Source organism: Acinetobacter sp. Marseille-Q1618, from assembly GCF_902809855.1.
Taxonomy (GTDB): domain Bacteria; phylum Pseudomonadota; class Gammaproteobacteria; order Pseudomonadales; family Moraxellaceae; genus Acinetobacter.
In genome coordinates this window covers 612,051-637,262 of sequence record NZ_CADDWJ010000001.1, presented here as the reverse complement: position 1 = coordinate 637,262, position 25,212 = coordinate 612,051, and the positions used below count along the sequence as shown (strand labels likewise).

Here is a 25,212-nt window from a genome sequence, read left to right as displayed (position 1 = left end):
AAATACCCAGAAATTAGCCCGTAGCACAAATACATTTATGCAGCGAAATAACAGGAAAATCGGCAAACTTTGTGAGTAAATCACTATTTTTATTTTTAATTTATATGCTAATCTTGAGTCAATATACCAATAAGCAATTGGACATTTTTGCCCTTTGGCTTTGGCATGCTTTGTGTATGATAAATAAAGATAGCAATATATCAGGGATTTGACCTATGCCTTTAGTAAGAAATGATTGGACACGTGAAGAAATCCAAGCCTTATATGAACAGCCTTTTTTAGATTTGGTGTTTAAAGCACAACAAATTCACCGTAGTCACTTTGAGGCAAACACCATTCAAGTCAGTACTTTGCTTTCGATCAAAACAGGTAAATGTCCTGAAGATTGTAAATATTGTTCTCAATCTGCGCATTATGATTCTAAACTTGAAGCAGAAAAACGTATCGCAGTCGATAAAGTCATTAGTGAAGCCAAAGAAGCACTCGCTTCAGGTTCTTCACGTTTTTGTATGGGGGGTGCTTGGCGCAATCCGCATGAGCGTGATATGCCTTATGTCTTAGAAATGGTGCGTGAAGTTAAAGCGCTTGGGCTTGAAACCTGTATGACTTTAGGCATGCTTAATCAATCGCAAGCTGAACGTTTACATGAAGCAGGACTAGATTATTATAACCACAACCTAGATACCTCACGTGAATATTATTCTCATATCATCAGTACACGCACTTTCGATGATCGTTTGAATACTTTAGACCATGTACGTAATGCTGGTATGAAAGTTTGTAGTGGCGGCATCGTGGGTTTAGGTGAAAATCGTAATGATCGAATTGGATTATTACTAGAACTTGCAACTTTACCGACTCATCCTGAATCTGTGCCAATCAATATGTTAGTACCGATTGATGGGACGCCTTTAGCAGATGTAGAAAAATTAGATGTTACAGAATGGATTCGTACCATTGCGGTTGCACGTATCATCATGCCACAAAGTTATATCCGCCTATCAGCAGGACGTGAAGCACTCAGTGATTCAGATCAAGCCTTAGCCTTTATGGCAGGTGCAAACTCATTGTTTAGTGGTGAGAAATTACTGACTACACCAAATGCTGGCGAAGGCAAAGACAGACAATTGTTTGATAAGCTAGGTTTAAGAGCTGAAAAAGCTAAACCTACCGCTGCTGAACTCTCTATTGATGCTATGGCAGTTTAAACGCTGAATATAAAGTAATATTTTATGATGATCTAAAAGGCAACCTGGATGTTGCCTTGTGATCTCGTATCTTGTGATTTAGTATTAAGTTGTTTTCAAAGCAATATTTAACGTACCTAAAACAGAATACTTCTCTCACCCAAGATTTTTCCTTGTGCAATATGGTTACTTCTTGAATTAAAATATTTTTTAAATTTTAACAATGTAACATAATTGTCATATATAAATCATAGTATGCCATGCAAGGTAATTCAGACACTTAAAAATGACGCAGATCATGCCCAATTTAGAAGATTTTCAACATAGTTCAGATACTTATATTAATCGTGAAATTTCACTTTTAGAGTTTCATAAACGTGTTTTAGCCCAAGCAAAAGATGAAAATCATCCTTTGCTAGAACGTTTGAATTTCTTAATCATTTTTTCTCGAAATCTTGATGAGTTTTTTGAGATTCGAGTGGCTGGTCTAATTAAACAACTGGATATGAATAGCATTACCACTTCACCTGACGGTATTCCCAATGAAGTGATTATTCAACAAATTTCAGAGATTGCACATCAAGCATTAGAAGAACAATACAAAATTTTAAATTATGATTTATTGCCACAACTCCAAACTTATGGCGTTCGTTATATCCAGTTTGCAGATATTTTAGAAAAGCATAAAGCATGGATTAAGGACTACTTCTTTAAACAAGTACAACCAGTGGTGACTCCGATCAGTCTTGATCCTGCGCATCCATTTCCAAGACTGGTCAATAAAAGTCTCAATTTTATTGTTCCACTAGAAGGTAAAGATGCTTTTGGTCGAAATATCGAGCTTGCCATTGTACCTGCGCCCCGTTCGTTGCCTCGTTTGGTTAAGCTCCCATCAGAACTGACTGGCGGTGAGGAACATTACATTTTATTGTCGGCGATTATTCAGCAACATATTAATGACTTATTTCCAGGCATGGTGGCAACGCAATGTTATCAATTCCGTGTCACGCGCAATGCCGATTTGACTTTGGCTGAAGATGTCGATGATTTGGCAGTCGCTTTAAAAGATGAGCTTTCTTCTCGTCGTTTTGGACGTGCAGTGCGTTTGGAAGTCACGAAAAATTGTCCAAATGACATTAGTAGTTACTTGCTTGAACAATTTGACCTTGACCCAATGTATTTATATAAGGTTGATGGGCCTGTGAATTTGGCACGTTTGGTGACCAACTTTGATATTCCAGAGTTACGTTTTAAACCGTATCAAGCGGTCATTCCAAAAGCGTTGCGTGGTACAGCACAAATTTTTGAAGTATTAAGCAAACGTGATGTGTTGTTGCATCACCCATTTGACTCTTTTGCGCCTGTGATTAACTTACTCAAAGAAGCAGCCAAAGATCCACATGTACTTGCAATCAAACAGACGTTATATCGCAGTGGTCCTGACTCTGAAATCGTACAAGTATTGGCTGAAGCAGCGCGTAACGGCAAAGAAGTTACAGCAATCATCGAGTTACGTGCACGTTTTGATGAAGAGTCCAATATTACTGTTGCCAATATTTTACAAGAAGCTGGTGCGGTGGTGGTATATGGAATTGTTGGCTATAAAACCCATGCCAAAATGATTTTGGTGGTACGCCGTGAAGCGGATAAACTCAAACGTTATGTACACTTAGGTACAGGTAATTACCATGCAGGTAATGCCAAAATGTACACCGACTATGGTTTAATGACCACTGATGCCGATATTTGTGAAGATGTACATAAAATCTTCCAAGAACTCACAGGCATGGGACGTATGGCAAAATCGCAAAAACTGTTCCATGCACCATTTACTTTACATGCACAGCTTCTAAATCTGATTGAACAAGAAATACAACACGCACAAGCAGGTTTAGCTGCACGTATTATTATTAAAGTCAATGCCTTAACGGAGCCCAAGTTAATTTCAGCACTGTATAAAGCCTCACAAGCTGGTGTACAAGTCGATTTAATTATTCGTTCAATTTGCTGTTTACGTCCACAAGTTAAAGGCTTATCAGAAAATATTATCGTACGTTCTATCGTTGGTCGCTTCCTTGAACATACTCGTGTCTACTATTTCCATAATAATGGCGATACAAAATTATATTGTGGTAGTGCTGACTGGATGGGACGTAATTTATTTTCTCGTGTCGAAACTTGTTTCCCGATTGAAGATAAAAAACTGCGTAAACAAATCATTGAAGATGGTTTACTCAACTATTTAAAAGACAATGTGCGTGCTTGGGAACTCGATGCTGATGCACAATGGACAGCCTTAAGCCCTGAAAGTGCCGAAACAGCATTTATTGCACAACAATATTTAATGGATCAACGCGTGATTAAAACGATCGCTTAATCACTACTTTTTAAAGTAAGAAAATGGCTTGAATCAACTCAAGCCATTTTCTTTAAACGATAATCCAGCGTTGCTCGACTAATGCCTAAAATTCGTGCTGCTTCAGACACATTTTGATTACACTTATTCATGGCAGTTAAGATAATTTCTTGTTCATATAGATCCAAAGAAAAACCATCTGCCAATAAATCATCCAAAGAGTTTTTTGCAGGCGCTTGCTCAAGTGCAGATTCATTTAATTGTGGAAATAAACTACTTAATTTAATTTCTTGTTGATGATCAGTCAGTAATGTCGCCCTTTCCAATAAATTTTCCAACTCACGAATATTACCCGGCCAATCATATTTCATCACAAAACTATACGCTTTATCTGACAACCCTTTTAAAGTTTTGCTATATAAACTCTCAAAGCGTTGAATAAAGTATTCAATTAATAAGGGAATATCTTCACGACGCTCACGCAATGCAGGAATACGGACAGGAAAAATATTAAGACGATAATACAAATCTGCCCGAAAACGTCCATCTTTCACCGCCTGTTCCAAATCTTCGTTGGTTGCAGCAACAATACGCACATCAACTTTACGGGTTTGTTGGTCGCCTACACGTTCAAACTCACCTTCTTGTAACATTCTCAGCAGGGCTGCTTGCGCTCTTGGTGATAGCTCAATCACTTCATCCAGAAAAATTGTACCGCCATGCGCACGTTCAAATTTACCAATTCGGGTTTGTGATGCACCTGTAAAAGCACCTTTCTCTACGCCAAATAATTCAGCTTCAATCAAATCAGGTGGAATACAGGCACAGTTCACTGCAACAAAAGGTTGATGTCGCCTTTGGCTACCTTCATGCACGCCGCGTGCAAAGGCTTCTTTCCCCACACCAGTTTCACCTTGAAGTAAAATGGCGACCTTGCTGCCTGCGGCTTTTTTCAGTAAATCACAGACCTTACGATACGCTGCCGACTCTCCTACGGCTTTAAACATGGTGTAATCTGACTCAGCATCAGTATAAATATTTTGTTTGAGTGCGTTGAGTTCAGCTTGTAAGGCAATAATTTCATCCGAAACAGGATCGGGTGACATGAATTGAATCAGTTCATCGGCATTTTCCCATTCCCCTAAAGGTTTACCTACAATGCGGCAACATGCATCACCTTGTGCCACACAATGCGTTTCTTGGTAAATAATCGTTTGTCCCATAACAAAACTGGTATAACCACACGCATAACCCAATAACATCCAACACGATGGTTCTTCTGCTACTCCAAACTCGTTCAGATGCACTTCAGCTTCAAAAGAATTTCTCCAGTTAAAGTCTGCATAAAATTTTTTTAAATCATGGCTAATATGCAAATCATTCACTTCAACATGTACCATGCCACGAATTCCATGCATTTGCGGCCCTGCCATAAATGCATCTATTTCATTTAAATTTGGGCGTAATTTTGAAGTGACTTGTGCATCACGCATACCAGCCTGATAGCCACAGCGTATAAAAAAGCGTTTGGTGCGTTCCCACCCCAACATTTCATATAAATCTTTGCGTAGATAGCCCATCATGTTGGTATGCATTAACAACATGCGATTTTCATCAAACCAAATTTGACCATTCTCAGTATCAAAATGGATTTTATCGAGCAGGTCTTGAATATCTTTATTATGCTCAAAATAGTGTTTATACAGCTTTGCATCTTTGGCTTGAGGCATGGCTCATTTCCATCCTTGGCTAATGTCCACCTATGATCATACCTAATTCACGAACAGAATAAATATGCACTTAAAAGCATAACAGCATACCTTTTGAGTATGATCACATGCTTTTATACTTCCATCTATCAATATACGATTTTATCTTGTCTATTTTTGATATTTAATACAGAAAACTCAAGGAGAATCATCATGCATTTATTTTTAAATTGTGAATTTAATGGCTTTGGTGGTGAACTGATTTCGATGGCATTGGTCGATGAGCAAGGGCAATATTTTTATGAGGTTTTAAACTGTGCTGAGCCCATTGCTTGGGTGAAACAACATGTTTTGCCCATGACAAATAAAACAGCGATTTCACTGGATCAATTTCAAAGTACTCTACATGATTTTTTATTAAAATATGAGCATATTCATATTATTGCGGATTGGCCAGAAGATTTGGCGTTATTCAACCGCAGTCTAATTTTAGCAGCAGGTCGTTGTATGGTCACACCACCGCTTACTATGCAATTATGGTTAGATCAACGCTCGACTGCTATTTTATCAACCCAACCGCATCATGCTCTAGCAGATGCGCAAGCGCTTCAACAGGCATATTTGACTTTTATTTCCTAAGTAGATGAATCAACTCTAAATATTTTAACTTAAAAAAATTCATATCTCTCAATACAAATAAATGCTGTCATTATTTTCAAAATTACAGCCTATCTAATGATTGCTAAAATCTAAATTTCTTTATTTTCAACGTTGTCATTTTTAATTCATCAAATCATGAAAATCCTCTAAACATCTATTCATCAAATCATGAAATTAATCTGATTAATTCACTCAAGTTTTTATTAAAAAATAATAACTATTTGAAAAATATAAAATTATAAAAGTTGGCACAGTTCTTGGAATATACATTACAAACGCAAGGTTGCGTCACTGACCAAATGTTAGTGCAGAGATAGAAGGATGATCGCTATGCATCAGACACAACAAGACCCACTCACCAAATACATTCGTATTACTGGTGATCGTCATGCCAAATTTGTTGAATTTGATTTTGCAATTCAAGATCCAACCTTATTTGTAGAATTGGTTTTACCCCAAGATGCTTTTCAGCATTTTTGTGAAATTAACCAAGTCGTTGAAATGACGGAAAAACAGCAAGCATGGAATGACGCACAGGAAGATAAATGGCGTTATGGCGTCGAACCGACTGTCCTCAACCCAGCCCAAACCAATGCAGATCAAGACGATCACGCTTAAGTCTATACGGAGATCAAGATGACTTTAGAAATTAAAACATCAAACCTAGCGCCAATTCGCCAAACTTATGCGTACATTGAACGCCGTTTTGGCAACAAGCCAGCAACTCGCTATCAAGAAGTAAGTTTTGATGTACAAGCAACCACAAATTTCCATTATCGCCCGTTATGGAAGCCTGATAAAACGTTGAACGACAAAACCCATACTGCGCTACAAATGCAAGATTGGTATGTATTTAAAGATCCACGTCAGTTCTACTACGGCGCTTATGTGCAACATCGTGCGCGTTTACAAGATGTCGCTGAAAGCAATTATGCCTTCTTTGAAAAGCGTTTCTTGGCTGAAAATATTAGCGACGAGATAAAGCAAAAAATCATCGCTTGCTTACTGCCATTTCGTTATGTGGAGCAAACAGCCAACCTGCACATGATGTCAGGCAGTGCCTATGGTTATGGCACAGTGATTACTCAAGCCTGTATTTTTGCAGCAATGGATCGTTTAGGCATGGCACAGTACATTTCACGTATTGGCTTGGCACTTGATGGCAATACGGGTGAATCCTTACAGCAAGCCAAAGATGCCTGGATGAATGACGCCGCTTGGCAACCACTGCGTAAACTCTGCGAACAGAGTCTAACTGAGCAAGATTGGTTCAAACTGTATCTACTACAAAATCTACTCATTGATAGCTGTATGCAAAGTCTGGTCTATGGACAGTTTGATCAATACCTAGTGGAAAATGGCGCACGTGATGTGGCAATGCTGACTGAGTTTATGCAGGACTGCTTAACTGATTTACGCAAATGGTCTGATCCTGTATTCAAACTTGCCATTGCTGAATCTGAGGAAAATAAAACCCTAATCCAAGGCTGGATCGCAGAACTACTCCCCCAAGTTCAAGCAGCATTTAGCGCATGGGCAACGCTTGCTTTAGAAAATGACGACATTGAACAAGCAGTTACGCTGATCACAGAACGTTGTAAAAAAGCGGGTTTAGCTGACATTTAATATTGCATAAGGAATTGCACCATGACTTCAAAAGTTTATTTAGCACTACAAGACAATGATACCTCTCGCTACATCATCGAAGCGATTGAACAAGATAATCCTGATGCCACGATTCAATATTTACCTGCCATGATCCGTGTGGAAAGTGAAACAGGTTTAATCATTCGTGCAGAAACGGTGTCTGAAAAACTCGGACAAGATTGGGATATTCAAGAGTTACAACTGAATATGATCACACTCGGTGGCAACGTTGACGAAGACGATGACACCTTTACCCTGAAATGGAACTAAATAACCTTAAAACAAAATAGTTTTAAAACAAAGCATTTCAATGATTGAACAGGATGATCAAAATGAATACTGACGTTAAAAATACAAAAACAGCAAGTAAAACTGCAACCAAAAAGCTCAATGCCAAAGACCGTTATCGCATGCTAACTCGTGATTTGGATTGGGACTTTTCCTATGCAGATCGTAAAGATGCTTTTCCTTATGAAGAATTTGAAGGGATTAAAATCACCGACTGGTCAAAATGGGAAGATCCATTCCGTTTGACTATGGATTCATATTGGAAATATCAGGCTGAGAAAGAGAAAAAACTTTATGCCATTTTCGATGCTTTTGCGCAAAATAATGGGCAAATGAATGTTTCCAATGAACGTTATTTAAATGCAATCAAACTGTTTTTAACCGCAGTTACACCACTGGAATATCAAGCATATCAAGGCTATGCCCATGTTGGTCGTCAGTTTAGTGGCATCGGTGCACGTATCGCATCACAAATGCAATCAATTGATGAATTGCGTCATGTGCAAACTCAAATTCATGCGATGAGCCACTACAACAAATTCTTTGATGGTTTCCAAGACTGGTCGCACATGCATGATCGTGTGTGGTATTTGTCTGTACCTAAATCATTCTTTGAAGATGCACGTTCGGCAGGTCCATTCGAGTTTTTATTGGCGATCAGTTTTGCATTTGAGTATGTACTCACTAACTTATTGTTCGTTCCTTTCATGTCGGGAGCGGCTTACAACGGCGACATGGCAACCGTGACTTTTGGTTTCTCAGCACAGTCTGATGAAGCACGTCATATGACACTTGGTTTGGAAATAGTCAAATTCTTACTTGAACAACATGAAGACAACGTACCAATCGTTCAAGAATGGATTGATAAATGGTTCTGGCGTGGTACTCGCCTACTCTCAATCGTTGGCATGATGATGGATTACATGCTTCCAAATAAAGTCATGTCGTGGAAAGAAGCATGGGAAACTTATTTTGAAGAAGCTGGCGGTGCATTGTTCAAAGACTTGAGCCGTTATGGTATCCGTATGCCGAAATACTCAGAAGTGATCGAAAAAGAGAAAGAACACGTTTCCCATCAAGCATGGTGGATTTTCTATAACTTCGGTCATGCAGCAGGTTTCCACACTTGGATTCCAACCGATGAAGAAATGGATTGGTTATCTGCAAAATACCCTGATACTTTCGATAAATACTATCGTCCAAAATGGGAATTGGCACGTAAATTAGAAGCTGAAGGCAAACGTTTTTATAGCAACGGCTTACCGCAACTCTGTCAAATCTGCCAGATTCCAATGACCTTTACCGAAATGGATGGCGACCAAACCATGTTTAGTTACCGTGACAGCATTTATAAAGGCGAGCGTTATCATACCTGTTCAGATGGTTGTCATGACATTTTCGAGCGTGAACCAGAGAAATACATCCAAGCATGGTTACCAGTGAACCAAATCCTACAAGGTAACTGTGGTGGTCCAGATTTAGAAACAATTTTACGTGACTATTACAACTTTAATGTCGGTGCAGACAATTTAGATATTGAAGGTTCACCAGACCAAGAACGCTGGAAAAAATGGAAAGGTGCATCAGCATCGTAAGGAATAAAAGATGAAGTTGATTGCTGTGTGAACCATTCAAAAGTGAATACACAGCATGACTTTTCTCAAGGAATTTAGGAGTATTCTCATGCCAGTACAAGCAATCCAAGACAATTATCAATTTGAAGCTCTTGATCAACAAAAAAATTATGGCGATAACATGCTGTTATTTATTGGTTGGGATCATCACACCCTTTTTTGTTCAGCACATGCTTTTGTGGTGTCACCACAGCAAACTTTACAAGAATTGATTGATCAACAAATCACAGGTGGATTCAGCCAACATCCTGAATTTAGCGACATTGATTGGTCAACTGTACAATTTACCTTGAATCGTGAAGCACTTCATGCCGATTTTTCTAAGACATTGGCGGAACAAGGCTTCGATCATAAATCTCTTTTACGCTTTGTGACGCCAAATCTAACGGGTTACAAAGGCAGTCATGTTTAAGGGAGTACATCAATGAGTTATCAAGTTACCATTGAACCAATCGGTACGACGATTGAAGTTGAAGAAGATCAAACCATCCTTGATGCCGCTTTGCGTCAAGGGGTTTGGTTGCCTTTCGCTTGTGGACATGGCACCTGTGGCACGTGTAAAGTGCAAGTAACTGATGGTTTTTACGATGTCGGTGAAGCCTCTCCTTTTGCACTCATGGACATTGAGCGTGAGGAAAATAAAGTTTTAGCCTGTTGCTGCAAACCAGAATCTGACATGGTCATTGAAGCGGATGTCGATGAAGATGAGGATTTCTTAGGCTATTTGGTCGAAGACTACCAAGCAAAAGTAATTGAAATTAAAGACCTTTCACCAACGATTAAAGGTGTTCGTTTACAGATTGATCGTCCGATGCAATTTCAGGCGGGTCAATATGTAAATATTCAACTGCCGAATATTGAAGGTACACGTGCATTTTCAATTGCCAACTCGCCCAATGAAGAAGGCATCATTGAGCTGCATATTCGTAAAGTTGAAGGCGGTGCAGCCACCACTTATGTACATGAAAATCTAAAACAAGGCGATGAACTCAATATTTCAGGGCCCTATGGACAATTCTTTGTACGTAAATCAGATGATCGTGGTGTGATTTTCATCGCAGGTGGTTCTGGCTTATCCAGCCCACAATCAATGATTTTGGATTTATTAGAAGCAGGTGAAACCCGCAATATCTATTTATTCCAAGGCGCACGTGATGTTTCAGAATTGTATAACCGTGAAATTTTCGAAAATCTTGTCAAAGAACATTCAAATTTTCACTACATTCCTGCGTTGAACGCACCAAAAGCTGAAGATGCTTGGACAGGCTTTACGGGTTTTGTGCATGAAGCTGTTGCTAATCATTTTGAAAATAAATGCAGTGGGCATAAAGCCTATTTGTGTGGTCCTCCGCCAATGATTGATGCAGCGATTTCCACACTGATGCAGAGTCGTTTATTTGAAAAAGATATTCATACCGAACGCTTCTTAAGTGCAGCAGATGGTGCAAATGGGCAATCACGTTCAGCATTATTTAAGCATATATAAGGGTTTATTTTTTATAAAATTAAAGCGAAGTTTCACATGAAGCTTCGCTATTTTTTCCTCAAACTTAATAATTTAAAATGGATTTATTAACAATTTTTCTGCTCTACAAAACCAACAATAGGACCTAAATTAAAACGATTGTCACTCCGCCCTGCTTGTGGAATATAGGCACTCGACACCGAACCATCCAAATATAATGCCTGATCAATTTTTAAGTCTTGTTTAAAAATCTGTGCAAAATCATAAAAGCTAATACGTTCCCGACTAATCACAAAATAAAGTTGATTATTTTTAATACCTACACCGTTCCTAATTTTTAAAGAGTCGGATCGGGGTAAAAATAGACTGTTAATTTTGCCATCAATCACCAGCATCGGCCCTGATTGCGTGGCATATTCAGCGTGAAAATTGGACTGTGCATAGTTTTGTGTAGTTTGAATCGTTGCCCGTTTTTTATTCCAAGCTAAAACACCATTCGGTTGCATTAAAAAATTTCCAAACCCTTTGGTTTGCGTATTAAGTTTAGAAAATTGTTTAGTATTTTCAATGTATAAGCCCACTGTAGAATAGTCCGCATGATACATTCCTGCATTCATCGCAAAGCTTAAAAACTGACATTGAGGTAAATCTTTCGCTACAGCTTTGATTTTCTTGTAAGGTTGATGCTTTGCATTATTTAAAAATAATTGAAGCTGATCCAACTGTTGAATACGCACTACATCGGCAACAATTTTCTGATTTTTTTCGATTTTAATATATTCAGTTGTTGCATGAACATTTGCGGTAGAAAGTGCAAATAGCGCAAAAACACCCAATAAACCACGTTCAGCCTTATTTAAGATTTTCATTTTTAGACCATTTTTCATTTCGATCAATCATACCTGTAAAAATTATGAATGAGTAGAATTGAAATGTTGAGTTATAAATCTTTACTTAATTGTTCAGTTTGTGACTACATTTTTATTGTATCTTAGTTATAATGTGATTCATCTTTCAATAAAATACAGTTGTATACTTTTATTGGAAACAAGGGGAATATGCAAACAAAACGTTTCGTTCGGTACCCGATCGGTGCTCATCTGATTGTAAAAAACTTTGGTTATAGTCATCACGGCATTTACGCAGGTAAAGGTCGCGTGATTCATTACTCTGGTTTTGCCCATTTCTTTAAAAAACAACCTATTGAAATTACGACCTTAGATAAATTTGCACGAAATCGAAAAATAATTATTCGCTCATATGATCAACCAAAATTTAAAGGTCGTCATATTGTTCGTCGTATGCGTAGTCGTATGCACGAAAATAATTATCATTTAATTGTCAATAATTGCGAACATTTATGTACTTGGGCAATCACAGGCATTGAAAGCAGCCCACAAGTAGTTAAAATGATGCATCGACTCACTACTATCGGCTATGTAAGTTCAATCATGACCTATATGAATGGTTTGTTTATTACCATTGCAACCACTTGTTTTGCTTTAGTTTTATATATCAAAATGAAACTGCGTGAACGAGCAAAAATGGATTTAGCAACTTATTTATCTTTGCGAGAGCAACATCCTAAAAAATAGTCCTAAAGTGTTTGAAGATAATTTTTGCTTCTATACACAAAATCAACAATCCGTGTTACATCAGGAAAACTCAAATTCAAAACATGTATTCATTAATAACTGCATTAACTCTGTCTGTGAGGTACAGCCTGTTTTTGCAAAAATATTTTTGATATACATACGTGCTGTTCCATAAGTAATATTCATATTTTCCGTAATTTGTTCTAACTTTTGCCCATTTACAAATAATTCGCAAAATAACAATTCACGTTTTGCAAGTTTATAACGCTGTACTAAATAATCATTCGCTAAATATTGCTTTTGATTGGTCTGACTCATAAAAATGACCGCTTTTTTCTGGAGATTACAGTTCTTTGTCGCATTGAACGGCAGGATACTGAGCAACAAAGACTCATTGGATTCTTCGTTATTTAATGCTAAACACCCTCCAGCTTTACTCAAAATATCAAAGTCTTCAAATAATACATTTCCGATCAGTTTATTTAAATTATTTTGATACTGCTTTAAAGTTTTTAAATGGTTGTTTTGATCTAATTTTAAAATATCAGTTTTTTCTAAGGTATTACGTGCAATTGCATTACTATAAGTCAATTTTAAATCTTGATTTATAAGCATAACACCTACTCTTAATTGATCTAAAACATGATAAATATCATTTTTTTCATTTTCCAACAAAACTACTTGCCGATAAATTTTTAATGCTCGACTTAAATGCACGCCCAATCGTGTCAGAATTTGTGCTTCTTGTTCAGAATATTCCGTTAATTCTGTTGCACGATGTACAGCAAAAACAGCCCAACTATACATGCTACGTTCCAATAAAACTGCGGCAACATGTGCAATATTAGTCGGTTTCACACATTTTTCATAAAAAATGAAATGATCTGTATTTGGCATATTCGCATATGATGTAAATGAGTTTAAAACTGTATCTCCTAATGTTTTATGATCCCAATAAGGCGCATGTAAACGCATATCTATTACTTTGACTTGTTCATCTTGGTAAACACGCAAGCACTCTTGAGAAATATTATGTGTAAATACAATATCCTGTGTTGGAAACAATTGATTGGTAATACTTAAAATAGCAGTGCTACTTCCTGTTAGTTTTACAACTTCTGCTAAAACCTCATTCCAGAGTGGTGGATTTAAAGCTGCGTCATAAATCATACCAATAATTTTATTTTCTTGTTCAACTAACATCTCCATGCTCCCCCAAACACTTCCATGAATAGGGATATGCTAAAGTAAGGGCATAGAAGATGAACATCACCATATGGTGATAGTTTTAAGATTTATTTAAGCAAATAGAATCATTTATCCAACACATAATATTGAATTTTCAATTAATTTAAAATTTTATACTTTTTGTTAACTTTATTTCATTTACTGTTCATAGTGCAGAATAGGACTTTTCCGCATTTAAAACAATAAAAATTTACCAAAAATTATATTTAAGTTTATGTATATATAAAAGTTTTTGAAGATAAAATCACCTTATCATTTTTAGCTATATACTATTATTAACCGTTTATCAAAATATGTATAGTTCCCATTTGAGAGGTAGTGTTAAATCAATATATTATTTATTTTTGGCATCTTTACTGATTTGGATTAACAACTTCATTAAATCCACTTGAGAATTACAATGCATTTTTACAAAAATATTTTTGATATAGGTACGGATTGAAATTACTTTTAAACTTAAAGTTTGTGCAATTTCTTCTAGATTTTTACCATTCACAAACAACTCACATACTTCGAATTCTCGCTTAGTTAAATGGAATTGGCTTTCTAAGTAAGAGTGCGGCAAGGCATAGTGTTTAAATTTATTAAAATGTTCAATGGCTTCATTTTCATATGATTGAAATGTCAACATCACTAATGGACGGATGCCAAAAAAAGATTTTTCTTTTTCAGAAGCTAAAAAATTGATTGTAAACTCAACTTTACTGTTTTTACTAAGAGTGATTGGAAATATAATATTTCTAAAAGCATGAATTTCGCTATGTTTATATCTAAAAGCCTCTTCAATCTTATATAAAATATTAAAAAACTTTTTTTGCTCAAAGACTGGTAAATTAAATTGATTATTTTTATTCTGAATTACATTTTGAGCCTCAAAAAAATCTTTCATTTTTTGATTATAGTACACCACTTGTCCAGATAAACTTAGGAGAACTATAGGCTGATTTAAATGATTAATTAAATTATAACCCACAATATTATTTATGGACAATTCATATAAATGACGTTGTGCAATGATTATTTTTTTTAGATGAGGTAATAGTTGATCTAAAAAGTATATTTCTTGTGTATTTAAAGGTTGGCGTTGTTCTGCAGTACTAATACTCCAAAAAATACACATTTTTTCATCCCAAATAAGCTCTTTTGTTGCAACATATCTTAAGCCGATTGGTAGTAAAATATCTTGATATAGTTCAGAATTTTTTACAAAATCATCAGTTATATGAGTATGACACTGATACCACCCCTGACGTTCAGGATCTAAAAATTTTGCCCAACGTGGATCTGCATCTACAGGATATCTTAAGTATTTTAATTCAGCATTTGCATAAACTTCAGAGGATAAAACACCAACACCATTACTAAAAGAAATAATATTAGAAGTCATATCTATGGCTTGAAGATGGATATAAGAAACATCTAATACTGTTAATAATCTTTTCGCAAAATAAAACCATCCATCTGTGGTTAATGGAATTTTATAAATTAACGCACGTAGTTCCTCATAATATTTTTCGAATAATTCCATTGCATTTTATAATTTACTGCTTTCATCCAAGCATAATAATAAACTCAGATCGTGATTACAATATATATACGTTTTTAATAGTAATTTTACATTTGCATTTTATTTATAATTTTAATCTTTGATAAAATCTAAGATAAACTTTTAAAAATTTAAATTAAAATTCAATAAATTATTTGATTTATGATAAGTAATAGGTTTTAAGTAAACATGTAATAAAAGCTTTGTATTGCCTGTTTTGTATGAATTATAGGAAATTTATTACATGTTTAATTTGTATAGACCACTTAATCAAGTTTAAAAACAAATATCCTTAAATTAACTAAGGTTTATTTAAAATAATATTATTAAAAATTAAAACAGATATAAAAAAGCCCCATCCGAAGATAGGGCTATTGCGATGGTAATTATTTTCCAGGTTTAAAACTGTCTTTTAAATCTAAAATACGGTTAAACACAGGTTTGGCACTTGTGTGATCATGTTGATCTGCAACAAAATAACCCTCACGTTCAAATTGGAAACGATCTTCAGGTTGTGCTTGTGCTAAAGCTGGCTCGATCACGGCTTGTAAAACTTTTAAAGAATCTGGATTTAAATGTTTCAGAAAGTCATCATCTGCATCAGGCGCAGCTTCAGTAAACAAACGGTCATAAACACGTACTTCCGCAGGAATACCTTTGCTTGCAGAAACCCAATGAATCACGCCTTTTACTTTACGCCCTTCTGGGTTTTTACCTAAAGTTTCAGGATCAATCGAGCATTTCAGCTCAATCACTTCACCATTTGCATCTTTAATTACTTCATCACATTTGATCACATAGGCATGACGTAAGCGTACCTCACCCTCAGGAATTAAACGTTTAAAGCCTTTTGGTGGCACTTCTTCAAAGTCTTTACGATCAATATAAATCTCAGATGTTAAAGGAATCACTCGATCACCCATATCGACATTTGGATGACGTGCGTGGCTTAAATCCATATCTTCAGGCAGATTGGTTAATGTCACTTTTAATGGGTTCAGGACAGCCATACCGCGTGCTGCGGTATTTTCAAGCGACTGACGAATACAAAACTCAAGCATTGCCACATCGACAATACCATCAGTTTTAGAGACACCCACCCGTTTACAGAAGTCACGTAAACCTTCAGGGGTAAATCCACGACGACGCATTCCCACCACCGTAGGCATACGTGGGTCATCCCAACCATTCACATAATCACCTTCAACCAACTTACGTAATTTACGTTTAGAGGTAATGGTATAATCAATATTTAAACGGCTAGACTCGTATTGGCGAGGCACAGCAGGAGATTTAACTTTTTCAACAACCCAATCGTAGAATGGACGGTGATCTTGGAATTCTAAGGTACATAATGAATGGGTAATGCCTTCAATTGCGTCTGACAATGGATGTGCATAATCATACATTGGATACATTTTCCATTTATCACCTGTTTGGTGATGCTCAGAATGTAATACACGATATAAAATTGGATCACGCATATGTACGTTGGGCGATGCCATATCAATTTTAGCACGTAATACAGCTTCACCTTCAGCAAACTCACCATTGTTCATTTTTTCAAAACGCGCAAGGTTTTCTTCAATACTAGTTTCACGATAAGGTGAGTTTTTACCAGGTTCAACAAAATTACCACGATTCAGTTTAATTTCTTCAGGTGTTTGCAAATCCACATAAGCATCACCTTGTTTGATCAATTGAATCGCCCAAGTGTGCAATTGATCAAAATAACTAGATGCATAACGTGGTTGACCTTCCCACTCAAAACCTAACCATTTTACATCATTGGCAATACCATCCACATATTCTTGCTCTTCAGCATCTGGATTTGTATCGTCAAAACGTAGGTTACATAAACCATCAAACTCTTGCGCTATTCCAAAGTTCAAACAAATTGCTTTAACATGACCAATATGCAAGTAACCATTTGGCTCAGGTGGGAAACGAGTCACAACAGTTTGTGTACGTCCTGCTTCTAAATCGTCAGTAATAACTTGACGCACAAAGTCTAAGCCCGCCTGTTGTTCTTGCTGCACAGCATCGACAGGAGTAGTACTGGTTGTCGGGGTCTTCGGCAGTTCTGAAACAACATCATTTGGCTTCATAGTTGATAAATCACTTCTAAAAGTTAAAATAGGATCAATAAAAACGTTTTTCTGAAAATATTAACAAAGAAAATCACGTTTTTGCTTGCTATGTAGTTTACAGTTTGCTTATGCTTCTCTCAACCAAAAACCCATGACATTTTTGTCATGATTAGGAGATTATAGAATGAGTTTTCCTCAAGTCGAATTAAACACCAACAAAGGACGCATTGTTCTTGAACTTAACTCTGAAAAAGCACCTAAAACTGTGGCTAATTTCTTAGAATACGTTCGTGATGGTTTTTATGATGGCGTAATCTTCCACCGTGTTATTGATGGCTTCATGATTCAAGGCGGCGGTATGGATGAAAACTTTAAAGAAAAAGCGACTCGCGATTCGATTGAAAATGAAGCTGATAACGGTTTGAGCAATGACGAAGGTACGATTGCAATGGCACGTACTCAAGCACCTCACTCAGCATCTGCACAATTCTTCATTAACGTGAAAAACAACGCTTTCCTTAATCATACAGGCAAAACTGCACAAGGTTGGGGTTATGCTGTATTTGGTAAAGTTGTTGAAGGCATGGACGTTGTAAATGCAATTAAAGGCGTTCGTACGGGTAACCGTGGTTATCACGCTGATGTTCCATTAGAAAATGTTGTGATTGAATCTGCAAAAATTATTTCTGAGTAAATCTCCCTAAATCCCTCTTTATGAAAGAAGGAAACTCCTCCCTTTGAAAAAGGGAGGTTGGGTGGGATTATTGAATTAGGAACAAAAGTGACCTACCTGTTTATCGCTGATTTACATTTGTCACCTGAACACCCTCGACTTATTCGGGGGTTTTTAGATTTATTACAGTACTATCAAAATAACGATACTACAAAACCAACCCAACTCTATATTCTAGGTGATTGGTTTAATGCTTGGATTGGAGATGATTATACTGCAACGTGGCTTGATGAAATTATTGAGCACTTACAACGATTTACTCAAGCTGGTAACCAAATCTACTTTCAAGTCGGTAATCGGGATTTTGCCTTAGGTCAAAAGTTCCTTGACCAATTTAATGCTAAATTACTACCCGATGAATATATTTTAAAAATTGCCAATCAAACATTTAGACTTGAGCATGGGGATGCCTTGTGTACCGATGATATAGCTTATCAACGCTTTAAAAAGATCATTCGTCATCCCATAGTACTTACTATTTTAAAAAGTACACCTTTAAGTTTTAGGCAAAAACTGGCAAATGGCTTTCGAAAAAAAAGCCGACAAGCTCAACAATTCAAATCCTATAATATTATGGATGTGAATCAATCTGCGGTAGAAAATGCTTTAGAAGATGTCAACGTACTGATTCATGGGCATACACATCGACCTTATATTCATGATGTGCATGGGAAAACGAGAATCGTATTAGGTGATTGGCGAGCAGATCAGGCAAAAATTTTAGAAATTGATCCAACTAAAAACTTAGCATTGACATTAAAAAGCTGGAGGTATTAAAAATAGCACTAGATGTTGTATTTTGTTTAACCTAGCTTTGAAAATATTTATATTTTGAATAACTATTTGATAGTTATAGTCAAATGAATAGGCAAAAACTGATGAGCTAAATAAACTTTAAATACTCATCAGATCAGAATAATTATAATGTGTAGCTCTAAGCTGTTATTTTTTATTTACATCTTTTAATTCAATTTGCTTATTTTCTGGCTGAACTTCACGTGCTTCACCATCAATAACTGAAGAATCTTGAAATGGACTACCTTGTTGATTTTGCATTTGACGCATTAAATCAGCAAATGGGTTTTGTCCGTTATCTGCCCCCATATTTCCCATCATTCCACCCATCATCTTTTCCATCATCGCCTGTTGACGCTTCATCATGGTTTTCATCATGGCATTTTTAAAAGCTTGTTGCACAGGAGGAATTAAAATTAAAACAGCCAAGATATCGGTGATTAAACCTGGAATAATCAACAAAATACCTGCTAAGATTTTAGGTAAATTATTGGTAAGTTGTGGGTCTGCATTCATTTGCCCCATTTGCATTTGCTGCATTTGTGGCATAAAACCTGTTGCATTGGCACGTACAAGATTTAAACCAATAAAAAAGGCGATCACGAACCAAAAAAACACATACCACATACTTCCGACTAGATCACCTACCCCAATCCAGACAAAAATTTCTAAGACTAAACCAACCAATACAACCAGAGCTAATTTCATGAAAATTAATCTATTCTCAACTTAAATAAAAAGGTGCATACATTTTTTGCATACTTGAAAGTTTTATATGGGCATTTCAACATTTTTAAAGTGTTGGTTAGCAAAATTTAAGAAAATAAGACTTACATACAAACAATATATAAAAATAACACGCTTTGACAAGCGTAAATGTGCTTAACATGAGTTAATTTCCTAGCTTTAACTTATAATTTTATCCTTTACAAAAATGTGTACGTTTACATGACCTTGAATTTTTTATTCTCAAGATTCAAGTAAATGATGTAAAAATCCTACATTCAAATTAAAACCAATATCCACGAAGAATAAGAGAACAATCAAATATTTACTTAGGCTATTTTATGATTTAATTTTTATGCAAAATAATAGTGAATCTATCCTGCTTTTAAGCTATAACTAAAGAAAGAGCATTTACTTTGATATATCAATAACTTTATTAAATCTGATTTTTTAAACTATTTTAATGCTTTAGGAGGTAAATAATTATGTCGTATGAACATATCCTTGTCCCTGTTGATGAATCCCCTATTTCTTATGCCGCTTTAAAACACGCCGAAGAGTTAGCTTTAAGCAATAACTCAAAAGTGACCGTAGTGAGTGTCCTTGCCGTTGATCCTATGTTTGGTGTGGATTTTTATCAGGTTGCCCCCTCTATTACTGAGTACGTTTTAGCTGCTGAAAAAAATGCGCAAGCACGATTAAATGAAATCAAAACTACTTTAAATGCACATGGGGTCACTGAGGTTACGACTAAAATTATCAGAGAGGTTTCACCAGCAACAGGTATTTTAAATACTTTAAATGAAATCGGTGCTGACTTAATCGTTATGGGTTCACATGGGCGTAAAGGTTTAAAGAAATTTGTACTTGGTAGCGTGGCACAGGAAGTTCTTGGTGAAAGCTTTGTACCTGTTTTAATCGTAAAACAGTAGTACTGAATTTCTCTCTAATTTTTATATTTATGATTCACATCACATTAACATTAAATTATTTTTAGAAAATGTTAACTCGACATTGGCGATTATGAATTTATATGTTACTTATGATTTAGATTCATTCTTTTGTATGACCAAGACACAACGATAATGGAGAACAAAATGGCTTATCAACATATCTTAGTCCCTGTAGACGGTTCTGAAATTTCTTATGCTGCATCAAAACAAGCAATTTCTATTGCAAAAGCGTTCAATTGTCAACTTACAGCGATTTGCTTAGTTGCTGAAGACCCATTCTCAGGTGCAGACTTTTATTACAATGCATCGATGATGAAAGAATATTTAGAAGAAGCCAAGAAAAATGCACTCAAAGCATTAGATCAAGTGAAACAATTTGCAGCCGCTGAGGGTGTCACAGTCAATACTGAAGTGGTGAAAGGTTATGTTACTGCGGAAACCATTATTGATACTGCTGAAAAGCAAAATGTTGATTTAATTGTAATGGGTTCACATGGGCGTAAAGGCTTCAAAAAATTCTTCTTGGGTAGTTTTGCGCAAGATGTTTTAAATCAAACCACTCTACCTGTACTGATTGTAAAAGAATAAAATCACTTTTACCAAGTAAGAAAGCCTGTTTTATACAGGCTTTCTTTTTACGCTAGACTTGCAATAAATTTAAAATAAATAATATGATTATTATTTTAATTAATCGCAATCACTTTCACTAAAATGGTTTGTGATTCTTCAAAATCATCAAAAATTTGCTTACGGCTCAGTTCTTTGGATTTCACTTTAAAGTCATGATTTTGATATTGAATAACATTGGGAATCTCATCAAAATACTGACTTCCAGCTTCTAGATTTTCTTCAAATAATGGTGTGCCTAACTGATAGTCTTTACTTTTCAAAACCACATATTTTACAGTCGTTTTCATAAGTTACTCCCTTTTTTCATCCCCTTTATTTTTAGTTATAACAGCTTTTGCACAACAATAAAGTAATTTATGTTTAAGATCGCCTACTATTTCTTCAAACAGTTAAATAAGTCAAATATTTCATTTTTTTAATTTTTTTGCTCTAAACAAACATCATCTGTATATTTTTAAAATAAGATCAGTAAACGCTTAAAGCGTATCTGTTCAATGCGGTTTTTATCCATAAATTGAATTTTAAACCTTATCTTAAAGAATTTTTTGATGCAAAATGTTCTTTATACTGTGATATTTACAATGTTTACATATTTGATATTGTAGGAAAAATCCTATGTACTTAAAGCAATGTTGTGATGTGCTTGAGCAAAAAGGCTTAAAAGTGGCATTTATTGAAAGTGCCAGTTCAGGGCATTTAAGCGCACAATTTTCCATTTATAAAAATAGTGGGGCGGAAATTCTACTCGGTGGTTTGGTCAGCTATGATCCATCTATTAAAATAAAAATATTAGGTATTAACCCACAACTTATTGAAAAATATACGGCTGAATCTGCTGAAGTCACTACTGAAATGGCGATCAAAGGCAAGAAATTATTTGATCAAGCAGATTTTATTGTCAGTTGTACAGGACTACTCAAACATGGCGGTAGTGAGTCTGAACAAAAACCAGTAGGTACATTTTATATTTGTATTTATTACGCTGCCGATATTTATAATTTTCAATATTTTATTGAGGGAACACCGCAGGAAAAACTACAACAATTGACCGAATTGGTTGCTAAAGAACTGTTAAATCTTATGTCATAAGGATATTTTTCAACTTAAATACAATTTAAAACTTTAAATTTGCTAACAATTGTTCACTTTTGACGATTAAAACGTTAAATTTAACATATTCTCTACAGAGAAATAACAATCACATAACGATGGGTAATTTTATGAAACTTCAATTGGCTTTAGTTGCTACAGTTGCATTATTTACAGGTTGTGCGGGTTCTTATCCTGAACGCGTTGTAACTAAAGGACCATTAATTTGTGAATCTGGAGCAGTTTGTCCAGAACTTGCAATGCGTTGGGTTGATGAAAAACGTGATGGTTTTAAAATTACAGCTGAAATCAATAACCCGACAAAATACGATATCAAACAATTTGTGTTTTTAGTGGATGGGCAACCTTATACGTATTCAACAATTAACCCAACCCAATACACAGAACAAGTTTCATCTAACTCGATTATTGTCCCTGTAAGCTTTTTGAATTCTTTCCGTAATGGTCAAGATATTTCTCTTAAACTTATTACAGATCAAGGTGAAATTGATCGTCCAATTTTAACGGCCGATGGACAAAAGTCTTCAGCATATTTAACTTTCTTAAAAGGTTATACAGGCGAAGCTGCACAATAATTAAGATATAAATCAATAAAAAACCAGACCTTATGTCTGGTTTTTATGCAAATCAAACGGTAAAAATTATTTCGGTTCAATCGGTGTAAATGGTGCAACCACATCAGCGTTTTGTGCACGATGACGCATAAAATGATCCATTAACACAATTGCAAGCATCGCTTCTGCAATCGGTGTCGCACGTACACCCACACAAGGATCATGGCGACCTTTGGTCAATACATCTGTATCTTCACGATCCATATTGATGGTTTTACCCGGTGTAGTAATACTGGCTGTTGGTTTTAAAGCAATCGCCACACGAATGGTTTGACCACTTGAAATCCCACCTAGAATTCCACCAGAATGATTGGCTAAAAAGCCTTCTGTACTGAGTTCATCACGGGTTGTATGCCCAAACTGCCCTGCAACAGCAAAACCATCGCCAATTTCCACCCCTTTTACCGCATTAATACCCATCATGGCATGTGCAATGTCAGCATCTAAACGATCAAATACAGGTTCCCCCCAACCTACTGGGACATTCTCAGCAAGAATTTCAAGTTTTGCACCACAACTTGTGCCTTGCTCACGTAAAGAAGTAACCAATGCTTCAAAACGTGGAACAGCCTCAATATCACCACAGAAAAATGGATTGTTCGGAACTTCATTCCAATCTAGCTTTTCCGCCACTTCAGGACCGATTTGTGTCACATGTCCATGAATCACGATACCAAATTTTTCTGCAAGAAATTTCTTGGCGATTGCCCCCGCAGCTACACGCATCGCAGTTTCACGTGCACTTGAGCGACCACCACCACGATAATCACGGAAACCATATTTTTGTGTATAAGTATAATCGGCATGCCCTGGACGGAAAGTTTGTGCGATATTGCCATAGTCTTTGGATTTTTGGTCGGTATTGCGAATCAACAAACCAATCGGAGTTCCTGTAGTTTTACCTTCAAATACCCCTGAAATGATTTCCACTTCGTCTGGTTCTTTGCGTTGTGTTGCAAACTTAGACGTTCCCGGTTTACGGCGGTCCAAATCTTTTTGTAAATCCTCTGCACATAGCTCCATACCTGGTGGCACGCCATCCACAATCGCCATCAAGCCTACACCGTGAGATTCACCACAAGTCGTTACACGAAAAAGTTGTCCGATACTATTACCTGCCACGCTCATGACTCCTTAAGCTTGAATAGATTGAATAAATAAATCACGGAATGTGCGACACTGTTCAGCAGTCAGTGCAAAAATTCCTGTACCACCTTTTTGGAACTGCAACCAATAAAAATCAATGGTATTGAAATTCTGTTTCATTGCCCATTCAGAGTTACCTACTTCAATGACAATTAAACCATCTTCAGTTAAGTAATCAGCCGCCTGAGCCAACATTTTACGCACAAGATCTAAACCATCTTGACCTGCAGCAAGTGCAAGTTCTGGTTCATGGTGGAATTCTTCAGGCAAGTCCGCCATGTCTTCTGCATCTACATAAGGTGGATTTGAAACAATCAAATCGTATTGATTTTCAGCAGGAATTTTTTCAAATAAATCTGACTCAAGTAATGCCACTTGATATTGTTTATTATGATGCTCTGTATTGATAGAAGCAACTTCTAAGGCTTCTTTGGAAATATCGGTTGCATCGACTTCAGATTCAGGGAATGCATAAGCCAGTGCAATTGCGATACAACCTGAGCCAGTGCACATATCCAAAATACGTTGCGGTGTTTTCGGATGTGCATTTTCAGGTAAATTATTATCTGCTTCACGCATTTGCCCATTTTCATCTAAGCAATACGGTGCAAAGCGATTTTCTATCAATTCTGCAATTGGTGAGCGTGGAATCAACACACGCTCATCCACATAAAATGGTTTACCAAAGAAATAGGCTAAGTTCAGCAAATAAGACGTCGGTACTTTTTCATTAATACGACGTTCCAATAAACTCAAAAACTCCGCTTTTTCACTAGGTAATAATTTTGCTTCTAAAATTTCTGCGTCAGCATTCCAATCCAAAGATAAAGTTTGCAAAACTAATGCTGAGCTTTCTGCAAAATAATCTTCTGTACCTTGACCTAAATGTGCATCGTATTGACGTAATGCTGTCACCCCAAAACGAATAAAATCACGTATTGTTACGAGGTTTTCAGCAGCTTCCTGTAAATGTTCAGGGCTAATAGTCGGTCGATCCACTTAAGGTTTCTCCAAGAGCAGTATTTAAAAACTGCTTAATGATACCTTGTTTTGTTTACATTTATAATGCTTTAAATGGCT

Annotated in this window: 25 protein-coding genes; 16 read left to right on the top strand and 9 right to left on the bottom strand. The window is 36.2% G+C overall.

Annotated features, from left to right (window positions below):
• The first annotated feature begins 215 nt into the window (after positions 1-215).
• A complete protein-coding gene (gene bioB / locus HUS24_RS02890; RefSeq protein ID WP_173910537.1) occupies positions 216-1,208 on the top strand; it encodes a biotin synthase BioB in 993 nt (330 codons plus the stop codon).
• Positions 1,209-1,473: 265 nt separating this feature from the next.
• Complete coding sequence (gene ppk1, locus HUS24_RS02885) at positions 1,474-3,564, top strand: polyphosphate kinase 1 (RefSeq protein ID WP_173910536.1); 2,091 nt, start codon at positions 1,474-1,476, stop codon at positions 3,562-3,564.
• A 38-nt stretch (positions 3,565-3,602) separates the two neighbouring features.
• Here ppk1 and mobR read toward each other — a convergent pair whose 3' ends face one another.
• On the bottom strand, positions 3,603-5,273 hold the full coding sequence (mobR, locus tag HUS24_RS02880; RefSeq protein WP_173910535.1) for a phenol degradation transcriptional regulator MobR: 1,671 nt from the start codon (positions 5,271-5,273) through the stop codon (positions 3,603-3,605).
• A 192-nt stretch (positions 5,274-5,465) separates the two neighbouring features.
• Here mobR and HUS24_RS02875 point away from each other — a divergent pair, with 192 nt between their 5' ends.
• The 7 genes from HUS24_RS02875 (at position 5,466) to HUS24_RS02845 (ending at position 10,967) form a co-directional block, all read left to right on the top strand.
• Positions 5,466-5,891, top strand: coding sequence for a hypothetical protein (locus HUS24_RS02875; RefSeq protein WP_173910534.1), 426 nt, complete (start codon positions 5,466-5,468; stop codon positions 5,889-5,891).
• A 351-nt stretch (positions 5,892-6,242) separates the two neighbouring features.
• On the top strand, positions 6,243-6,530 hold the full coding sequence (locus HUS24_RS02870; protein ID WP_173910533.1) for a phenol hydroxylase subunit: 288 nt from the start codon (positions 6,243-6,245) through the stop codon (positions 6,528-6,530).
• Positions 6,531-6,548: 18 nt separating this feature from the next.
• The gene (locus tag HUS24_RS02865) at positions 6,549-7,538 is read left to right on the top strand and encodes an aromatic/alkene monooxygenase hydroxylase subunit beta (RefSeq protein WP_173910532.1); all 990 of its coding nucleotides are present in this window, start codon (positions 6,549-6,551) and stop codon (positions 7,536-7,538) included.
• Positions 7,539-7,559: 21 nt separating this feature from the next.
• Positions 7,560-7,829, top strand: coding sequence for an MmoB/DmpM family protein (locus HUS24_RS02860; RefSeq protein ID WP_061524789.1), 270 nt, complete (start codon positions 7,560-7,562; stop codon positions 7,827-7,829).
• A gap of 62 nt (positions 7,830-7,891) precedes the next feature.
• Positions 7,892-9,442: an aromatic/alkene/methane monooxygenase hydroxylase/oxygenase subunit alpha gene (locus tag HUS24_RS02855; RefSeq protein ID WP_173910531.1), complete on the top strand. Its 1,551-nt coding sequence runs from the start codon at positions 7,892-7,894 to the stop codon at positions 9,440-9,442.
• Between the two features lie 88 nt (positions 9,443-9,530).
• The gene (locus HUS24_RS02850) at positions 9,531-9,893 is read left to right on the top strand and encodes a phenol hydroxylase subunit P4 (RefSeq protein ID WP_173910530.1); all 363 of its coding nucleotides are present in this window, start codon (positions 9,531-9,533) and stop codon (positions 9,891-9,893) included.
• A gap of 12 nt (positions 9,894-9,905) precedes the next feature.
• Positions 9,906-10,967, top strand: a complete 1,062-nt coding sequence (locus HUS24_RS02845) for an NADH:ubiquinone reductase (Na(+)-transporting) subunit F (RefSeq protein ID WP_173910529.1) — start codon at positions 9,906-9,908, stop codon at positions 10,965-10,967.
• 86 nt (positions 10,968-11,053) lie between these two features.
• Here the strand turns inward: HUS24_RS02845 and HUS24_RS02840 are convergent, their stop codons facing one another.
• The gene (locus HUS24_RS02840; protein WP_173910528.1) at positions 11,054-11,815 is read right to left on the bottom strand and encodes a phosphodiester glycosidase family protein; all 762 of its coding nucleotides are present in this window, start codon (positions 11,813-11,815) and stop codon (positions 11,054-11,056) included.
• A 189-nt stretch (positions 11,816-12,004) separates the two neighbouring features.
• Here HUS24_RS02840 and HUS24_RS02835 point away from each other — a divergent pair, with 189 nt between their 5' ends.
• Positions 12,005-12,541, top strand: coding sequence for a lecithin retinol acyltransferase family protein (locus HUS24_RS02835; RefSeq protein ID WP_173910527.1), 537 nt, complete (start codon positions 12,005-12,007; stop codon positions 12,539-12,541).
• A 60-nt stretch (positions 12,542-12,601) separates the two neighbouring features.
• Here HUS24_RS02835 and HUS24_RS02830 read toward each other — a convergent pair whose 3' ends face one another.
• The 3 genes from HUS24_RS02830 to HUS24_RS02820 form a co-directional block, all read right to left on the bottom strand.
• The gene (locus tag HUS24_RS02830; RefSeq protein ID WP_173910526.1) at positions 12,602-13,744 is read right to left on the bottom strand and encodes a LuxR C-terminal-related transcriptional regulator; all 1,143 of its coding nucleotides are present in this window, start codon (positions 13,742-13,744) and stop codon (positions 12,602-12,604) included.
• A gap of 379 nt (positions 13,745-14,123) precedes the next feature.
• A complete protein-coding gene (locus HUS24_RS02825; RefSeq protein ID WP_173910525.1) occupies positions 14,124-15,317 on the bottom strand; it encodes a helix-turn-helix transcriptional regulator in 1,194 nt (397 codons plus the stop codon).
• Positions 15,318-15,721: 404 nt separating this feature from the next.
• Positions 15,722-17,443 (bottom strand): glutamine--tRNA ligase/YqeY domain fusion protein, encoded by a 1,722-nt coding sequence (locus tag HUS24_RS02820; protein ID WP_173910524.1) that lies wholly within the window; start codon positions 17,441-17,443, stop codon positions 15,722-15,724.
• 166 nt (positions 17,444-17,609) lie between these two features.
• Between HUS24_RS02820 and HUS24_RS02815 the strand changes: the two genes are divergently transcribed.
• Both HUS24_RS02815 and HUS24_RS02810 read left to right on the top strand, forming a co-directional pair.
• Positions 17,610-18,119 carry a peptidylprolyl isomerase gene (locus HUS24_RS02815; protein ID WP_173910523.1) on the top strand — a complete coding sequence of 170 codons (510 nt, stop codon included), beginning with the start codon at positions 17,610-17,612 and terminating at the stop codon, positions 18,117-18,119.
• Between the two features lie 87 nt (positions 18,120-18,206).
• Positions 18,207-18,935 (top strand): UDP-2,3-diacylglucosamine diphosphatase, encoded by a 729-nt coding sequence (locus HUS24_RS02810; RefSeq protein ID WP_173910522.1) that lies wholly within the window; start codon positions 18,207-18,209, stop codon positions 18,933-18,935.
• Between the two features lie 165 nt (positions 18,936-19,100).
• Here HUS24_RS02810 and HUS24_RS02805 read toward each other — a convergent pair whose 3' ends face one another.
• On the bottom strand, positions 19,101-19,661 hold the full coding sequence (locus HUS24_RS02805; RefSeq protein ID WP_173910521.1) for an FxsA family protein: 561 nt from the start codon (positions 19,659-19,661) through the stop codon (positions 19,101-19,103).
• 503 nt (positions 19,662-20,164) lie between these two features.
• Between HUS24_RS02805 and HUS24_RS02800 the strand changes: the two genes are divergently transcribed.
• Both HUS24_RS02800 and HUS24_RS02795 read left to right on the top strand, forming a co-directional pair.
• Positions 20,165-20,611, top strand: a complete 447-nt coding sequence (locus tag HUS24_RS02800; protein WP_173910520.1) for a universal stress protein — start codon at positions 20,165-20,167, stop codon at positions 20,609-20,611.
• Between the two features lie 165 nt (positions 20,612-20,776).
• Entirely contained in the window at positions 20,777-21,220 is a 444-nt protein-coding gene (locus tag HUS24_RS02795; RefSeq protein ID WP_173910519.1) for a universal stress protein, read from the top strand.
• A gap of 95 nt (positions 21,221-21,315) precedes the next feature.
• Here HUS24_RS02795 and HUS24_RS02790 read toward each other — a convergent pair whose 3' ends face one another.
• Positions 21,316-21,549, bottom strand: a complete 234-nt coding sequence (locus tag HUS24_RS02790; RefSeq protein ID WP_065994991.1) for a hypothetical protein — start codon at positions 21,547-21,549, stop codon at positions 21,316-21,318.
• A gap of 328 nt (positions 21,550-21,877) precedes the next feature.
• Between HUS24_RS02790 and HUS24_RS02785 the strand changes: the two genes are divergently transcribed.
• Together HUS24_RS02785 and HUS24_RS02780 are read left to right on the top strand one after the other, a co-directional pair.
• Positions 21,878-22,351 carry a CinA family protein gene (locus tag HUS24_RS02785; protein ID WP_173910518.1) on the top strand — a complete coding sequence of 158 codons (474 nt, stop codon included), beginning with the start codon at positions 21,878-21,880 and terminating at the stop codon, positions 22,349-22,351.
• A 131-nt stretch (positions 22,352-22,482) separates the two neighbouring features.
• The gene (locus HUS24_RS02780; protein WP_173910517.1) at positions 22,483-22,947 is read left to right on the top strand and encodes a hypothetical protein; all 465 of its coding nucleotides are present in this window, start codon (positions 22,483-22,485) and stop codon (positions 22,945-22,947) included.
• A gap of 66 nt (positions 22,948-23,013) precedes the next feature.
• Here HUS24_RS02780 and aroC read toward each other — a convergent pair whose 3' ends face one another.
• The gene (aroC, locus tag HUS24_RS02775; protein ID WP_173910516.1) at positions 23,014-24,108 is read right to left on the bottom strand and encodes a chorismate synthase; all 1,095 of its coding nucleotides are present in this window, start codon (positions 24,106-24,108) and stop codon (positions 23,014-23,016) included.
• A gap of 12 nt (positions 24,109-24,120) precedes the next feature.
• Entirely contained in the window at positions 24,121-25,131 is a 1,011-nt protein-coding gene (gene prmB, locus HUS24_RS02770; protein WP_173910515.1) for a 50S ribosomal protein L3 N(5)-glutamine methyltransferase, read from the bottom strand.
• Between the last annotated feature and the right edge of the window lie 81 nt (positions 25,132-25,212).

Bases quoted from the DNA above. Each gene is read 5' to 3' on its own strand.
- bioB (WP_173910537.1), top strand. From the start codon at position 216: ATGCCTTTAGTAAGAAATGATTGGACACGTGAAGAAATCCAAGCCTTA.
- ppk1 (WP_173910536.1), top strand. From the start codon at position 1,474: ATGACGCAGATCATGCCCAATTTAGAAGATTTTCAACATAGTTCAGAT.
- mobR (WP_173910535.1), bottom strand. From the start codon at position 5,273: ATGCCTCAAGCCAAAGATGCAAAGCTGTATAAACACTATTTTGAGCAT.
- HUS24_RS02875 (WP_173910534.1), top strand. From the start codon at position 5,466: ATGCATTTATTTTTAAATTGTGAATTTAATGGCTTTGGTGGTGAACTG.
- HUS24_RS02870 (WP_173910533.1), top strand. From the start codon at position 6,243: ATGCATCAGACACAACAAGACCCACTCACCAAATACATTCGTATTACT.
- HUS24_RS02865 (WP_173910532.1), top strand. From the start codon at position 6,549: ATGACTTTAGAAATTAAAACATCAAACCTAGCGCCAATTCGCCAAACT.
- HUS24_RS02860 (WP_061524789.1), top strand. From the start codon at position 7,560: ATGACTTCAAAAGTTTATTTAGCACTACAAGACAATGATACCTCTCGC.
- HUS24_RS02855 (WP_173910531.1), top strand. From the start codon at position 7,892: ATGAATACTGACGTTAAAAATACAAAAACAGCAAGTAAAACTGCAACC.
- HUS24_RS02850 (WP_173910530.1), top strand. From the start codon at position 9,531: ATGCCAGTACAAGCAATCCAAGACAATTATCAATTTGAAGCTCTTGAT.
- HUS24_RS02845 (WP_173910529.1), top strand. From the start codon at position 9,906: ATGAGTTATCAAGTTACCATTGAACCAATCGGTACGACGATTGAAGTT.
- HUS24_RS02840 (WP_173910528.1), bottom strand. From the start codon at position 11,815: ATGAAAATCTTAAATAAGGCTGAACGTGGTTTATTGGGTGTTTTTGCG.
- HUS24_RS02835 (WP_173910527.1), top strand. From the start codon at position 12,005: ATGCAAACAAAACGTTTCGTTCGGTACCCGATCGGTGCTCATCTGATT.
- HUS24_RS02830 (WP_173910526.1), bottom strand. From the start codon at position 13,744: ATGTTAGTTGAACAAGAAAATAAAATTATTGGTATGATTTATGACGCA.
- HUS24_RS02825 (WP_173910525.1), bottom strand. From the start codon at position 15,317: ATGGAATTATTCGAAAAATATTATGAGGAACTACGTGCGTTAATTTAT.
- HUS24_RS02820 (WP_173910524.1), bottom strand. From the start codon at position 17,443: ATGAAGCCAAATGATGTTGTTTCAGAACTGCCGAAGACCCCGACAACC.
- HUS24_RS02815 (WP_173910523.1), top strand. From the start codon at position 17,610: ATGAGTTTTCCTCAAGTCGAATTAAACACCAACAAAGGACGCATTGTT.
- HUS24_RS02805 (WP_173910521.1), bottom strand. From the start codon at position 19,661: ATGAAATTAGCTCTGGTTGTATTGGTTGGTTTAGTCTTAGAAATTTTT.
- HUS24_RS02800 (WP_173910520.1), top strand. From the start codon at position 20,165: ATGTCGTATGAACATATCCTTGTCCCTGTTGATGAATCCCCTATTTCT.
- HUS24_RS02795 (WP_173910519.1), top strand. From the start codon at position 20,777: ATGGCTTATCAACATATCTTAGTCCCTGTAGACGGTTCTGAAATTTCT.
- HUS24_RS02790 (WP_065994991.1), bottom strand. From the start codon at position 21,549: ATGAAAACGACTGTAAAATATGTGGTTTTGAAAAGTAAAGACTATCAG.
- HUS24_RS02785 (WP_173910518.1), top strand. From the start codon at position 21,878: ATGTACTTAAAGCAATGTTGTGATGTGCTTGAGCAAAAAGGCTTAAAA.
- HUS24_RS02780 (WP_173910517.1), top strand. From the start codon at position 22,483: ATGAAACTTCAATTGGCTTTAGTTGCTACAGTTGCATTATTTACAGGT.